This is a genomic window from Occallatibacter savannae (assembly GCF_003131205.1).
GTDB lineage: Bacteria > Acidobacteriota > Terriglobia > Terriglobales > Acidobacteriaceae > Telmatobacter > Telmatobacter savannae.
In genome coordinates this window covers 657,487-671,783 of record NZ_QFFY01000004.1, presented here as the reverse complement: position 1 = coordinate 671,783, position 14,297 = coordinate 657,487, and the positions used below count along the sequence as shown (strand labels likewise).

Below are 14,297 nucleotides of genomic sequence, written 5' to 3'. Positions count from 1 at the left end.
AGCCGGTAACTCGGGATCATCAGGCTTTTGTGCGTTGGCAGTCTCGCAACAAGTCCTGCTTTGTACGAAGCTTGTAGGTCCACATACGGTGATCATCATTAACGTGAGCGAGGTCCTGTAAAGCATCGTTCAGCTTGCCTAGGCGGATCAATGTCTCGGCTCTCCAGAAGTGCAATGCTTCGCGGTAGTAATCGTTACCGAGCCTGTCGCAGAGTTTCAACCCAGAGGTAAAGTCATCTGCAGCGCCCGCGTTGTCATCAAGCTGGAAGCGGTACCTCCCACGAGTAAAAAACAGGTGAGGTTCATCCGAGGTCAGATCAAGTGCGCGATTCAAATCTGAAACAGCGGCAGCATGATCGTTGACCGATTCATTAACGTAGCCACGAAGAACCCAGACTCGAATGTCTTCCGTGTGAGAACTGGTCAACTCATCCGCCAGCAGTGCGGCTGCGGCCATATCGCGAGCGCGGACCAACTCCTTGGCTCTCTCAATCTTTGTTTGGAGAAGAAGTGCGTCCACTCGGCAACAACGCTCCCTGTTGCAGTCTAATTGCTCGCTTCTGGCGAGTGATCGGCCACTCGGAAGTTATTAAAAAGTAAACCGCAAGCTATTGTGGTCGTGCGGCGCGACCACGACCTCGGTATTCTCATCCGTGCACCCGCTCTTCGACTCCGACCCCGCCCAACGCACCCCCGCCCGAGAAGAAACCCCGCCGCCGGAGCCATCTCCTGGCTCGAAGATCCCCAGCCGCCACCGCCGACACTGGACCGCCAGCAGTCCGTCCTCCGCGAATTCGCAGAGGCCAGCGGCATTCCCCTCGCACACCTTCAGGACACCGTCACCGAACTTCACGAACTAGGCCCCAAAACGAAGAAAGGCCCACTGGGTCCCGCAGACGGGTCCTCGTCGGTGGGTCTCCGTAAGTGCCTGGTATCCGTCAGACCTGCACCGGACCGTGGCAATAGCCGGATCTGTCGAAGTAGGGATCGAAAACCCCCACTCCGGGGGTGCACCTGAATAGCGGTCAACCCCGAATCCACGAATCCCAACCCTAACTCGCTGATTCCAAATGGCAAAAATCTCCGCCGACTTTGCAGTTTATTGCACCCAATTCGTCATACTTAAACCATGAACTCAAATTCCAGCCACCTGTCGAGCCTCCCGGCACAGCTACGCCGGCCCTCTGTCCCTATGTCCCAGTCCCTATGTCCCTATGTCCTTCTGTCCCTCTGTCCCTCAGCCCCTAACCCCTCTGTTATCAAACACCTTGCGAGCAACTTCAATGATATGACACACTTACAGCGGTAGCTATTCCGTAACCCCAACAAAACAAGGAGCTTTTGAGCAAGGTGTATGGGGAGGGGGGCGGGGGGATGGTAAGGCTGTTGATTCCGTCGACTCTCGAGGCCAGACCCGCTGTCTTACGGCCGCACTCCGATCACGCTCATCATCCTCCCCGCGTGCCCCCGCGAGGCGCGGTGCGAGAAAAACAGATCCGTATGGCAATTCGTGCAGCCGCCAGTCGTGCTGATGGCCGACGCCTTCACGCCCGCATCCAGCAACTGCCTGCGATTGGCCTCGATCAGATCGAGATGCAATTGCGGCCCGATCGGCGAATGCCCGGGAGCGCGCTGCGTCATGAACAGCATTGGATATCTCGTCCGGACCGGATCCGAATCGAACACCTCGCGAAACAGCTCCCGCGCGTAGCTGAATTGCGACTCGAACTCCGACAGCAGCTCCTCGCCAACTGCGTAGCAGCATTGCGCAGCCCCGGGGCCTATGGCCGCGACAAGATCCGCAGGCCTGCTGCCAAACTCAACTCGCATGCGGCCCACGCCAAGTTCGACGATGCGCTTCACCGTGCCTCGCCAGCCGGCATGGAACGCGGCAACCACCCTCTGCTTCCGGTCCGCCACCAGCACCGGAATGCAGTCCGCCGTCTGAATCGCGACCAGCAACCCCGGCACGGCCGAGATCACACCGTCCGCCTTCCGCGGCGTCGCCCGCTTCACGTCGCGCCTGTCGGCGACGACAACTAGGTTTGAGTGAAACTGCCGCACCGCAATGATCGGAGTTTGTTCCTTGCCCGTTACCGCCTCTGCCAGCAGCCGCCGGTTCTGTTTCACGTCCTCGCGGCGATCGGCCGCAGTAAACCCGAGATTCAGGTCCCCCGGCCCGTCCTCGGCGCAATACGCCCGGCTCACCCCCGTGCGCCTGGTGCTGAATCCATGCCACAGCCACTTTTTCAGTGCTTTGTTTTCGACCCAACCCGGGACCTGGAGCAACTCGACGCCGTTCGGAAAACCCACCGTCGCCGGCGCTGCTCCCGCCAGCTCCTCTTTCGCGGAGGCATTCTTCCGGCCGCTGCGGAGCTTCGCCGCAATGCCCCCCGGCGTACCCCTTCGATGGCGCACCAGTCCCGCCGTCGCAAAGTCTTTATCGATTTCTTGAAGATTCTGCTCGGTTTGTGAGAGAGAGGAAGTTTTGGATCGCGTCACGCTTTCGATTGTAGCGGCGAGCGCATGCGGACCCGTCGCGCCGAAGCTTTAGCGTAGGCGGAAGCTGTAGCGAAGGCGGATATTTGGCCCAAACGAGCGAATGGGCCCGCTTTCCAGCGGGCCCGCTCGAGAGGCATTATAGGAGGGAAGGTCCTGAAGGGGTCGAGAGATGGGGTCCGTTAAGACCCTCAAAGGAAGTAGATAACCTTTCTTGGATGGGCCAAATTCGAGGAAGCCTCTGCTAATTACTAAGTCAGATGCGGCTCTAGATGAAACGTTGCCCCCTGGCCGCAGAATTATTTTCGGAGCAGCTTCCTAGGCCTGTGGAAAAATACCCCGGCCTACCCTCCTGGCGATCGCAAACCGACAACGGCCTATTTCGGACTGCTCCTCTCCAGAATTTAAGTCATCTGTTTACCTACACTTACTTCTTGGGCGTCCCAGGTGGATCTTCCCGCTTCAATTCCTGCCCTTCTCCCGGAAATGGCCAGTTCTTTTCGAGAAGAATTTCCTTCTCCCTCTGCTCTTTAGGCACTCGATCCACCTTCAGGTTCTCGAAGAAGTGAACTCCAGTCTTTCCGGCGACAACGATGTCCATATCGCCGTCCTTGTCCATATCCTCCACAACAAACTGCGTTCCCGCTCCCGCTGTTCCGCCCACGCTCACCGGATAGCGGCTGAACGTTCCCGTCTTGCGATCGATCTTGTAGTAGTAGATGACCAGCGGATCGTACGATCCCGGATCGTGCCCGTTGTGCCCTCGATACCGCTTTCCCGCCAGTAGTTCCGGCTCGCCATCGCCATCGATGTCCACCAGTTTCAGCGCATGCGCTTGCGAGAACGACTCGTCGATCGCTCGCCTTACCCAGTGACGCGTATCGCCTTCGCCGATCTGCTCCAGCCAGTAAAGTCCGTAACTGTGTCCTTCGCCGTAGATGATGTCCATCTTTCCGTCATTGTTCACGTCGTAGCCGACAATCGGAAATCCCGCATCGCCCAGCTGCCAGTCCGGATGCCACTCCCAATTCCCCTTGTTCGCATCCACCTGCTTCAGCCATCCATTCGGCGTGAGAATATCCGCCATTCCGTCTCCATCGATATCGCCGACGCCGACGCCGTGACCATCCATCTCCTTGTCTCCCACGCGATGCACCTTTGGCTCCGCTCCGGCGAAGTCGATCCAGATCAGCCCTCCGTGGTTGTAATGCGCAAAGATCAGGTCCGGCACGCCATCACCGTTGATATCGGCCATTACGCCGCCTTCCGTGTCATAGCTGTCCGTGATGAAGTGCTTCTTCCATTCGGCCCCGGCCTGCTTGGGATTCTCGTACCAGACGACCCCATTCGTCTGCCACGCTGCGGTCACGACATCCAGCGCGCCATCATGGTTCACATCAATCGCCCATTCACCGCAGTCCGCAACGAACTCACCGGTAATACTGACCTCCCGGTATTGATGCCTCGTCCACTCGCCGCCCTTCGCCCCAGGATTCTCATACCAGTAAGCTCCGCTCAGAATGTCCGCGAAACCATCGCCGTTCATGTCGATCGTCGTGACCGCCTCGGCGTGATCCGTTCCCAGCCGGTGCGAAACAAACGTCGACTGCGCCAGACCTCCAGGTCCTCCTCCCGGCGTTGTCTTCTTCTCCGATTGCGACACCAACGATGAAGCTGTTGCGACGAGAAACAAAGCTAGAACAGCAGATTGCACACGAAGCTTCATGGCACCGGCCTTTCAATGTTGTATTGAAGCGGATGGTCCTTTGCCCGTCATTGTCGTGCAGCAGCACGGCCGATGCAAGCGGCGCCTGTCGATTAGCGCTTGTTCCGCTTCGTCCGTTCTTGGGCAGCGGCAGGTTTCGCCCCCGCGCGCTTGGGCTTAGATTTCTGGTTCTTCTCAACCCGCAGCTTCCACGCAGTGCGCAGGGCGCCGAGCAGCACGTCTTCACTCGCTTTTGCAAGCACAACGTGTGTGGCTCCGTTGCGGCCCCATCCTCCGGGAATCGGAACGAAGATCTCAGGCGCCTCAGCCACAAACGCGGCCTGCTGTTCCGGCGTGATCATCAGATTTCCGTAACCCTGTTTCACGGCTGCAAGTGTCGCGAAGATCCTACCGCCTACACGAAAATCCGCCGCACCAAAGTGCGATCCTTCCTCCGCACCTTCCAGGCTCAAAGCCAGTCGACGAAAATCCGCTGCATTCACGCGCTACACCGCCGGACAGGGCCGGAACGCGCCCCAGTCGATCCCTTTCTGGAATTCCTCGTCTGGCTCGACCACCGTCTTGAACGTAAACGCAAACTGTGTCGGCCCATTCTTCCGCAAATGCGCAAGCCTCTGCTTCGCCTCATCCACGCTAGGGATGTGTCCGTCTGGAACCCACCACAGCGCCGAATACACTTCCGCCAGCCTTTCGAACCAGTCATGCCTCTGCTTGAGCAGTTCCCGGTGCGACGTCTCATAAACAAACCGGCGCAGATCCTCGATCGACTCCCAAACCGACATATTCAACAGCATCCAGGGATCGTCGAAAGGCCGCAGGTAGGTCGCGTTCCCCTCACTCTCAATCAGCCGCCAAACGAATCCCGAGCTTGAGTCCGCCAGAGCATTGATCTCATCCAACCGGTTCACAAAACCCGCCATGATCGGATCGTTGAGTTCCGCTCGAATCCGCCCGATATTCACCTGCGCAACGTTGTACCGCGGCATTTGGACCTCCAGAAAAGTGAATCGGCGTAGAGCGCGACTGAAAACTGACGGCTGAGAATTGAAGGCTGATCTCTCATGTCGTAGCACTTATCAACTGGTTATCGAACTCTTCATTCAGCCAATTCGAAAAAGCCGCAAACTCCTCATCGCGTCCCAGGAAGTCCCGCACCATCTGGCGTCCCGGCTTCGATCCGCCCTGCTCCAGCACCAGTTTGCGATATCTTGCACCCGCATCCCCGCCGAGCAGATCGGCTGGATCAAACTGCGCGAAGAAGTCCAGCGCAATCACTTTGTCAAAAGCATAGGTGTAGTAGTTTGACGAATACCCGGTGAGATGCCCAAAGCTCGCATACATGCGGTTGCCCTCGAGCCAGGTCCACGGCACCAGCGAGGTATACAGATGCTTCGTGATCTCGTCGAAATCAATCCCAGACGGATCCTGATCATGCAGATCGAGCGAGAGAGTAGTGTAGTAAAGCTGCGTCCGCACCCAGTCCGCGCGTCCAAACGAACCGGCCGTCTTCATCTTTCGAATGATCTCCGCCGGTAGTACCTCGCCCGTCTCATAGTGCTTCGCGAAGCTCTGTAGCAGCTTCTCATCACGAAAGAACTCTTCGAGCATTTGCGACGGCACCTCGATGAAGTCGCCCTCCGTCGCGAAGCCGGACACTCCGGCCCACTCCGTCTGCCCGCCCAGGATCGCATGCATCAGGTGGCCGAACTCGTGGAAGTATGTGACCACATCGCTGTACTGCAGCAAACCAGGATCTTCAGGGTCTCCGCCCGGAAAATTGCAGATGAGCGCCGCCTCAGGCATATACCGCCCGCGCACACCAGTGACCACCGGCGCCGCCGAAAACCACTTATCTTTCCCTTCGCGCGGATGCATATCGAGATAGAAGCGCCCAACGTGCCGTCCCTCTTCGTATACGTCATAGACGCTCACCGCCGGGTCCCAACCCTTTGCATCTGCTGGCCGGAACTCCACCCTGAACAGCTTCGCCGCCGTCTCCAGCACTCCGGCTTCAACCTGTTCGTACGGAAAATAGGGCCTCACAGACTGCGAATCGAAATCAAATGCAGCACGCCTGTACTGCTCATACCAATACCCACGGCTCGTGATGTCGATCGCCTTCAGCCCGGGCTGCTTGGTTCTCGCAAACTCGAGCACCAGTTCGTGCTCTCGCACAGCACCCTCGCGACTTGCCTCCTCAAGTCGTGCCAGAAATTTCCGAACGTTCGCGGCTGAGCCCATCATCTGGTCAGCCGTCGCCAGATCTGCCCAGCTTCGAAACCCCAGCACCGTCGCAATCTCCTGCCGCGTACTCAGCATGTCCAGCAGGATTTGCTTGTTGGCGGGATAGGCGCGCGTATTGTAGGCGACAAACATCCGCTCCCGCAAAGCTGCATCGGACGCAAACGTCATCACGGGCTGCATGTCCGGTTGATCTGTCGTCAGCGTAATCTGTCCGCGCGCGTCCGGCTCATGACGCCCAAGGTAATCGGGCGGCAATCCTTCAAGTTCCGATTGCGTGGCGACAATCGTTTTGCCGCCTTCCTGGATGTTCCTGCTGAAGTCAAGCGAGTGTTTGGTCGCTTTTTCATGCAGCGCTTGCAGCCTGTTCCGGGTCTCTTCACTTTTATCCACGCCGGCGAGCCGATAGCCAAGCAGCGTACGCTCAACATAGTGCCGCGTCGTCGCACTCGCTCCTTTCAGGCTCATGGAAGCCAGCGCATCGTAGACTTCACGATTCAGGCTAAGCGCGCTTCCAGCCATGGCCACCCGCTGCGCTTCCATCTGCGCCTGGTCGCGAACCGCCTTCTCCGGCGCGACGGAGTTCAACACGCCCGCCTGCGCACCCGCAAGGCTTAGCTGTTCGATTGCTACGTCATAAAGCCGCAGCGTGTTCTCCGTCGTGCGTGGTCCCTCTACGGCCAGAAGCGCTGCGAGCGCCGCCTCGTGTGCTTCGAGCCTCGCGCTCACCCATGCACTCAGAAATTCAGGAGAACTCGCTCCTCCTGCCTCCCAGACATGAACATCACTCGTGACCTGAGTCGCAGACGGGGAAGAATTCACAGCCATGATGAAGACGACCTCCAGATACTAGGTTGCCACATCCGTTCGCGCTAATGCTTCCTCAATTCGAACTGCATGTGCCCCATTTTCTCTGGAGGACTATTTACTTGTGATTCTCAGAAACCGATTGCTTCTGCGGGTCCGGCTCGATCGCGGCTCCGTACTGGCCCGGTCTCCACGTTTGCGTTCCTGATCTCATCAGCCGCGACCAGTTCCGCAGCATGTCGTACTCGTTCACAGGTCGGTCATCGTCCAGCGCCGGAGTCTCAGGCGAGCGGCCGATCAGGTCACCCACCATCAGGTCTGTATGTAGCATTCGGTTGAATTGATCAACAGGGGTAGCTGCGGGACCCCAGGCCATCATGTCGTCGACAGCCTTCGCCGGCATCCGAGCCACGAGATCCTCGGCCGTACGGTCAGCTATCGGTTTCATACTCGCCAAAAAATGCCAGCCGTTGTCCTGAACGGGCTTGAACATCCTGACGTACGCAAAAGACTCTTGTAGAGCTTTGGCTACAGACGCCTGGACTGCTGTATCTCCAGACGGCAGCCACTGAGCAAGTATTCCGCCGCTCTCCAGATGCTCGTTTGCAAGCGCATAGAACTCCTTCGAATACAGCAGGCTGGATCCTGCAGCCCGGACTGGTGGAGGCGGATCGATGATGATTACATCGTACTTCTCAGGTGTGCGCTCGAGATAACGCCGTCCATCATCGATCACGACGTGCGACAAGGGAGATGCCAGTAAACGTGCGCCGTCGTCATGGTAGAAAGTGAACAGGCGCGGAACACTGGGCACCAGTTCCACAACCGTAGTCGGAACGTTCCACGACATGACAGACCGAAACGTTGTTCCCATTCCGAAGCAGATCACCAATGCCCTGCTCGGCTGTTCCGGCAAAGATGCCAGGGTCAGATGAGCCATCATCTTCGTGATTGGCGTCAACTCAGTTATGCCGATGCCGTTGGTCAGAAGCCGCTTGTGCATGCCGGTTCCAGTAGCAATCACGGTCGCTGTGCTGTCGCGAAGAACTTCGCGGTTCGGAAACAACGTTTCGAAGTTCTTCGTACCGAAGAACAGCAATAGACCTGCCGCAATGCTGGCATACGACGCAACCTGCAGGCCCGCTCGGGAACTTCTTGGGGACGTCGGCAGAAGTGCTATTCCCATCCACGGCAGCATGAGTAGCAAAGTCGACACGCGCTCGCCAAAAACCGGCAGTAGGAAGAACCCGGCTAGCAGTGGACCCAAGATGCATCCGAGAACATTGACCGCGTATGCTCGTCCGGCTCGGTCTGGATCGCCTCCAGACCAGCGATCGACCAGCATGGGTGTCAGGTATCCCACCAGTCCGGCAAAGGGTGCAACACCTAGCAATACGCGCAACAGCGTGAACAGATGGATTCGCGGGTCGGCCGAGAGTAGCGCAAGCATCCCGAGAGAGCCGAGCACCACCCAAAGCACCGGAGCGTTCGATTCCGCACCAGCGCCGATGCGGCGATAGACCAACGACCCTGCGAAGGTGGCAAGGAGGTATGAGCTGAGGATGAACGCAAACGAATAGACAACGGGGCCGGCATATGGGGTGAACAGCCGGATCCAGATCACCTCAACTCCCATCGTGACCAGGCCGGTAAGGAACAGAAATGCGAGCGGACCGTTTTGACTGACGTTTGTGCGCTTCGGTTCGTCGATGTTTTCGGCGGGACGCGCCGATTTCAGCGGGTGCCGGATCGCCATCCATATGGCGGCTAGCGCGATCAAAGAGTTACAAAGGGTGCCGAACAGCATCGTCCGATGAAACCCGTACAACTCGATTAGAAAGAGCGGAGCGATCGCACCGGCTACTGCTCCTAGTACATTGGCGAGGTAGAGGAAGCTGAACGAACGTCCTGATACACCATGGTATCGATCTCGTATGGCTGCCATGGCTAGAGGGAATGTCGCGCCCATGCAGGCGCACCAGGGTAGGAGTACCAGCGCTACGATCAGTCCCGAAGCAAGGTAGTAGGAGCCGGATGAGTATGCATTCTCGGCTGTCATTCGCTCCAGCAGTTTGTGTCCCCACTGCAATTCAGCGGGTACAGCCAGCGATGAGCAGCCGATGAGGAACTCGCATGCGCCGTACAGGCTGAGCGGCGCAATGGGCAGACGGTGGCCATAGCGCCGGACGAGCGCTCCGGCCCACCAAGATCCCAAGCCGAGACCTGCCATGAACATCGAGAGCACGATGGAGGTCAATGCCGTAGTTACGCCGAACTCGGCCATCGTAAGCCGAAGCCAGACAAGCTCGTAAAGGATGCTGCAAAAGCCGGAGAGGAAGAAGAACGCGAAGAACCAACCCATCGCAACCCTCTTTGAAGCGGATCTCTGAGCAGATTGACAGCTGGATCCCGGATGTAATGAGCTAAGAACCTGATTGGGTTGCGCGGGTTGGCTGAAGCCCGCTCAAATTCAGGAATCGCTGCGCTTCAGTGCGTCAGACCACAGGTGCTACTCTTCTCTGTGCTTCGAAACACCTCGACCTCTTGAGCTCTCGTTTCTGAATTGCGAGTGTCGGACAGGTCTGAAATGCGGAGAAAAGTTCAATGACGAGTGAGAGCTTCGCCCCAGAACCGCACTCCTGGTCGCGGCGCCGTTTCATGCAGGCCAGCCTTGCCACGGCTGCGATTGCAGGCGCCGTCGAGACGTCACCTGCACAGGAATCGCCGCTTCCAGCTGACCGCGAGACGATGGCTGACGTCCCTTTCCAGAAGCGGGAACCCAGGGTCGGCCTCATTGGAGTCGGCGGTCGAGGAACGTCTCTCCTCGGCAACCTATTGGCTGCCAACGCCCAAATCGTCGCCCTCTGCGACGTAGTGAAGGAGAAGGCTGACCATGCGGCGGGTCTCGTGGTTGCGGCTGGGCAGAAGCGGCCGGAACTCTTCACGGATGGTCCTCAGCACTTTGAATCGCTGGTTGCTAAAAGTGATGTCGACTTCGTTATCGCTGCGACGCCATGGCGCTGGCACGCGCCGATGGCGCTCGCTGCCATGGCGCACGGCAAAGATGTCGCTGTTGAAGTTCCGGCGGTGGTCTCCCTGGAGGATTGCTGGCGGATCGTTCGCGCTTCGGAAGAGACGCGCAAGCATTGCTTGATGCTCGAGAACTGCTGCTACGGGTACAACGAGACGCTGGTGCTGCGTATGATTCACGCCGGGGAGTTCGGAGAGATACTCTACGGCGAGGGCGCCTATCTCCACGATCTACGCGATGAGTTGTTCTCTCATGCGGGCGAGGGCTTGTGGCGAAGAGCGGAGCATACAAGGGCCGATGGCAACCTGTATCCCACGCACGGACTCGGACCAGTCGCCAACTACATGCGGATCCAGCGCGGCGACCGGTTCGATCATCTGGTGTCAATGAGTTCACCGCAGCGCGGGCTCGATGCATATCGGAAGCAGAAACTGCAGCCCGATGATCCACGGCAACGAGAGCGGTACGTCTGCGGAGACCTGAATACATCTCTGATCAAGACAGCGGCAGGACGCACGATCACGGTGAAGCATGCGGTCTCAACTCCGCATCCATACAGCCGTATCAACCAGATCGCCGGCACCAAAGCAATCTTTGAGGACTATCCGCCGCGCATCTACATTGACGGAATGAACAAGGACGAGGCCTGGGGCACGATCGACGGCTATAAGCAGTACCAACATCCGTTGTGGGCGCGAGAAGGCGAAATCGCGCAAAAGGTCGGCGGTCATGGCGGGATGGACTTCATCATGATTTATCGGCTGCTGCAATGCATCCGGGAAGGGCTGCCGCCTGATATGGATGTTTATGATGCGGCGGCCTGGTCGGCGGTCGGGCCACTGAGCGTGGAGTCCGTGGCACAGGGCAGCGCTCCGATTGAGGTCCCTGACTTCACGCGGGGCAAATGGCAGAGCCGTGAAATCTCGCGGATTGCCACCCAAGCGTAACGGAAGGATGGGTCGAGACGGAGCGCGAGGGTGTTCGTTCCCGAACGCTCTCTGCTGCAATCGGACACTTCGGGTCCGTGAAGCCAGCCTGAAACGCAGAATCTATTCACGATCCGTTCGGCCACGCCGGGCGACTGAATTGCATGTTCGTTTATTGCTACCTTTCCGCACGGAGGCGTGTCGATGAATTCGATCCGACAGAATCTTCGGTTTGCTGTTCGCCAAGTACTTCGCAATCCGGGATTCACGCTTACGGTGGTCCTGACCCTTGCGTTGTCAATCGGCGCCAACACTGCGATCTTCTCGATCGTGAATGCTCTGATCCTGAAGAGCCTTCCGTATCCCGAGCCGGAGCGGATTGGCACTCTGTTTCAGCGGAGCGAGGGTGCAAGCTCGGACAGTGAGCTCCGCTGGATTGACGGAACCCAGTGGGAGCAGCTTCGCGACAACGTGCCTGCGCTTACCTCGGCTGTATTTGCGCCGCTAGCCAGCGGCGCAAATCTTGAATCAAGTTCCAAGCAGGCGGCTTACATTCACAACGGACGGATATCGGCGCACTACTTCGATGTCCTTGGAATCCATCCGGCGGTGGGCCGCAATTTCTCGCCGGCCGAAGACGCACCGAACGGGCCGAGGGCCGTTATCCTCAGCTACGAGTTCTGGCGCTCCACCTTCCATGCAGAGCGCGGCCTCGTGGGAAGCGCGATCCGCCTGAAGGGTGAGCCTTATACCGTCATCGGGATACTGCCACAAAATGCAGTCACTCCTCTCAATGCCGATATCTACACTTCGCTGCAGCCCAGTCCCAAAGGCGAGGGCAACGGGACGAACTTCGGGGTCATCTTTCGACTGACTCCTGGCGCAACCTGGCAGCAGGCCGATGCCGAGATCAATCGGGCGTGGGCAGCTCGCATTGCGCAGCTTCAATCGCGGGTTCCGGGCACACGGATCCAGTTCTACACAGTTCCATTCCAGAAGGGCGTCACGTCGGAGTTGCGCCCGCAAGCGATCGGGCTGATGGCTGCAGCGGGATTCATTCTGCTGATCGCGTGCGCCAATCTCGCGGGTCTCACTCTGGTGAGGATGGGCAGGCGAATGCCGGAAATTGCGACGCGCCTTGCGATTGGGGCGTCACGCTGGCAAATTCTGCGGCAGCTCTGGATTGAGAACCTGCTGCTCGCCTGTATCGGCGGCGCAGCCGGAGTTGGTGTTGGATTTCTTGCACTGCGCGGACTGCTTTCACTCCTGCCTGAAGATTTTCTGCCGGTGGCCAGCGTCAGCCTCGACGGGCGCGTACTCGTGTTCACAACCGGAGTGACGCTGTTTACCAGTGTGCTGTTCGGAATGCTTCCCGCGCTCGGCGCGCGACGCGTCGATCTTCGTTCTTCGTTCGCGAGCCGCGGAACGACATACGGGCACTCGACGAAGCTGCGGCAGGCGCTGATTGCCGGCGAGGTAGCACTCACGGTTGTACTGCTTGCCGGATCCGGACTGCTGATTCGGACTCTTATCCACCTGCAAACACTGCCACCAGGCTTCAAGGCCGAAGGAGTGATGACGGCGAAGGCCTCGCTCGACGATGTGCGGTACAAGGACCCGGTTCAATTCCGCCAGTTGATGAGGAACAGCATCGATGCGATGCAGCGCATTCCCGGCGTGCAGTCCGCTGCCGTGGGGCTCACTCTGCCGTACGAGCGCACGCTCAACAGCGGCATGGTTGTGCACGATGGACCGGAAGCCACGAAGACGGTTCAAGCAGATTTTGTGTACGTCACTCCAAAGTTCTTCGAGGTTCTCCAGATGCCGCTTAGCCGCGGGCGCGCTTTCACGGATGGCGACGGGCCGAACGCACGTCCTGTCGCGATCATCAACGCGAGCTTCGCGCACAAATTCTTTCCGGGGCTCAATCCTGTAGGACTCACGATAGACAAGAACACGCTCATTGTTGGTGTAGTTTCCGATATCCAACTCGTCTCAGGCCTCGATGCGAGCGCTCCGATCCAAAGCGAAGAGACGATCTATATTCCTGCTGCGCAGACACCGGCGGAGTTGCTCGCCGTTCATGTGTGGTTCCAGCCGAGCTGGATTGTCCGCACATCAGCGCCTGTCGAGGGCCTGACCGAGCAGATGCAGCATGCGCTCTCCTCGGCAGCACCGGATCTTCCTTTCTCCGGCTTTTACCGGATGAGCGATCTTGAGGCGAAGGCACTCTCCATGCAGCGCATCGAGGTTGCGCTGCTTGGCGCGATGGGAGCGCTTGCACTTGGACTCAGCGCGATCGGAATCTTCGCGCTGGTTGCAAGCCTGGTGACGCAGCGTACGCGGGATATCGGTATCCGCATCGCGCTTGGGTCGAGCGTGCGTCAGGCAGTGGGACAGATTGCGGCATCGGGTGTCGGCGCCACTGGCGCGGGACTGCTGCTAGGTCTTGGGCTATGCGCGGCGGTTCTGCCGCTGATGCGAAGCGTGTTGTACGGCGTTGGAGTGTACGACGCGCCGAGCCTTGCGGCGGTCCTTGCTGGGCTTGCCATCGTGTCGTTGCTGGCGGCGACGATTCCTGCGTTACGGATCGCGAGCATCGATCCGGCACAGACGTTGCGCGAGGAATGACCAGGCCGAAGGTGCTCCCAACGAGAACGGGTACGAATCTCGTTGCAGCGCCCGCATTTCTTCTCTATTATTGAATTAATGTCAGACCGAAGCTATCTGGGCGAATTCGAGCTCATGATTCTTCTCGCGATCATCCATCTTGGCGAGGAGGCATATGGAGTGCCGATCTCGCGCGAACTGGAGAAGCATCGCGGCAAGGATGTGGCCATCGGAAGCGTGTATGCGGCTCTCGAACGGCTGGAAGCCAAGGACCTGGTGATCTCGGCGTTGGGAGATCCGACTCCGGAGCGCGGGGGCAAGGCGAAGCGCTATTTCCAAATCACGAAGGAAGGACTGCGCAAGGTGCATGAGACGCGGCGCGTGCTCACGCGTCTGTGGCAGGCGATTCCGGACTTGAAGCTTGACCTGCAGTAGGAGACAACTGATGCAACGCAGA

At 58.6% G+C, this 14,297-nt stretch carries 10 protein-coding genes; 3 read left to right on the top strand and 7 right to left on the bottom strand.

The annotated features are described in order from the left end of the window. Nucleotides 1-19: 19 nt before the first annotated feature. From DHV10_RS17870 to DHV10_RS17835, 7 genes are all read right to left on the bottom strand, one after another. Nucleotides 20-520 (bottom strand): tetratricopeptide repeat protein, encoded by a 501-nt coding sequence (locus DHV10_RS17870; protein WP_109487719.1) that lies wholly within the window; start codon nucleotides 518-520, stop codon nucleotides 20-22. 902 nt (nucleotides 521-1,422) lie between these two features. Further along, entirely contained in the window at nucleotides 1,423-2,502 is a 1,080-nt protein-coding gene (gene pgeF, locus DHV10_RS17860; protein WP_239461856.1) for a peptidoglycan editing factor PgeF, read from the bottom strand. Nucleotides 2,503-2,926: 424 nt separating this feature from the next. Further along, a complete protein-coding gene (locus DHV10_RS17855; RefSeq protein ID WP_109487717.1) occupies nucleotides 2,927-4,225 on the bottom strand; it encodes an FG-GAP repeat domain-containing protein in 1,299 nt (432 codons plus the stop codon). Nucleotides 4,226-4,317: 92 nt separating this feature from the next. After that, entirely contained in the window at nucleotides 4,318-4,707 is a 390-nt protein-coding gene (locus DHV10_RS17850) for an MmcQ/YjbR family DNA-binding protein (protein WP_109487716.1), read from the bottom strand. A gap of 3 nt (nucleotides 4,708-4,710) precedes the next feature. Further along, nucleotides 4,711-5,211 carry a DUF3291 domain-containing protein gene (locus DHV10_RS17845; RefSeq protein ID WP_109487715.1) on the bottom strand — a complete coding sequence of 167 codons (501 nt, stop codon included), beginning with the start codon at nucleotides 5,209-5,211 and terminating at the stop codon, nucleotides 4,711-4,713. Nucleotides 5,212-5,284: 73 nt separating this feature from the next. Further along, nucleotides 5,285-7,294 (bottom strand): M3 family metallopeptidase, encoded by a 2,010-nt coding sequence (locus DHV10_RS17840; protein WP_109487714.1) that lies wholly within the window; start codon nucleotides 7,292-7,294, stop codon nucleotides 5,285-5,287. A gap of 97 nt (nucleotides 7,295-7,391) precedes the next feature. Continuing rightward, a complete protein-coding gene (locus DHV10_RS17835) occupies nucleotides 7,392-9,635 on the bottom strand; it encodes a spermine/spermidine synthase domain-containing protein (RefSeq protein WP_109487713.1) in 2,244 nt (747 codons plus the stop codon). 242 nt (nucleotides 9,636-9,877) lie between these two features. Between DHV10_RS17835 and DHV10_RS17830 the strand changes: the two genes are divergently transcribed. From DHV10_RS17830 to DHV10_RS17820, 3 genes are all read left to right on the top strand, one after another. Further along, nucleotides 9,878-11,251 carry a Gfo/Idh/MocA family protein gene (locus tag DHV10_RS17830; protein ID WP_109487712.1) on the top strand — a complete coding sequence of 458 codons (1,374 nt, stop codon included), beginning with the start codon at nucleotides 9,878-9,880 and terminating at the stop codon, nucleotides 11,249-11,251. A 183-nt stretch (nucleotides 11,252-11,434) separates the two neighbouring features. After that, on the top strand, nucleotides 11,435-13,861 hold the full coding sequence (locus DHV10_RS17825; protein ID WP_109487711.1) for an ABC transporter permease: 2,427 nt from the start codon (nucleotides 11,435-11,437) through the stop codon (nucleotides 13,859-13,861). Between the two features lie 114 nt (nucleotides 13,862-13,975). Further along, nucleotides 13,976-14,275: a PadR family transcriptional regulator gene (locus tag DHV10_RS17820; protein ID WP_204101456.1), complete on the top strand. Its 300-nt coding sequence runs from the start codon at nucleotides 13,976-13,978 to the stop codon at nucleotides 14,273-14,275. The last annotated feature ends 22 nt before the right edge of the window (nucleotides 14,276-14,297 follow it).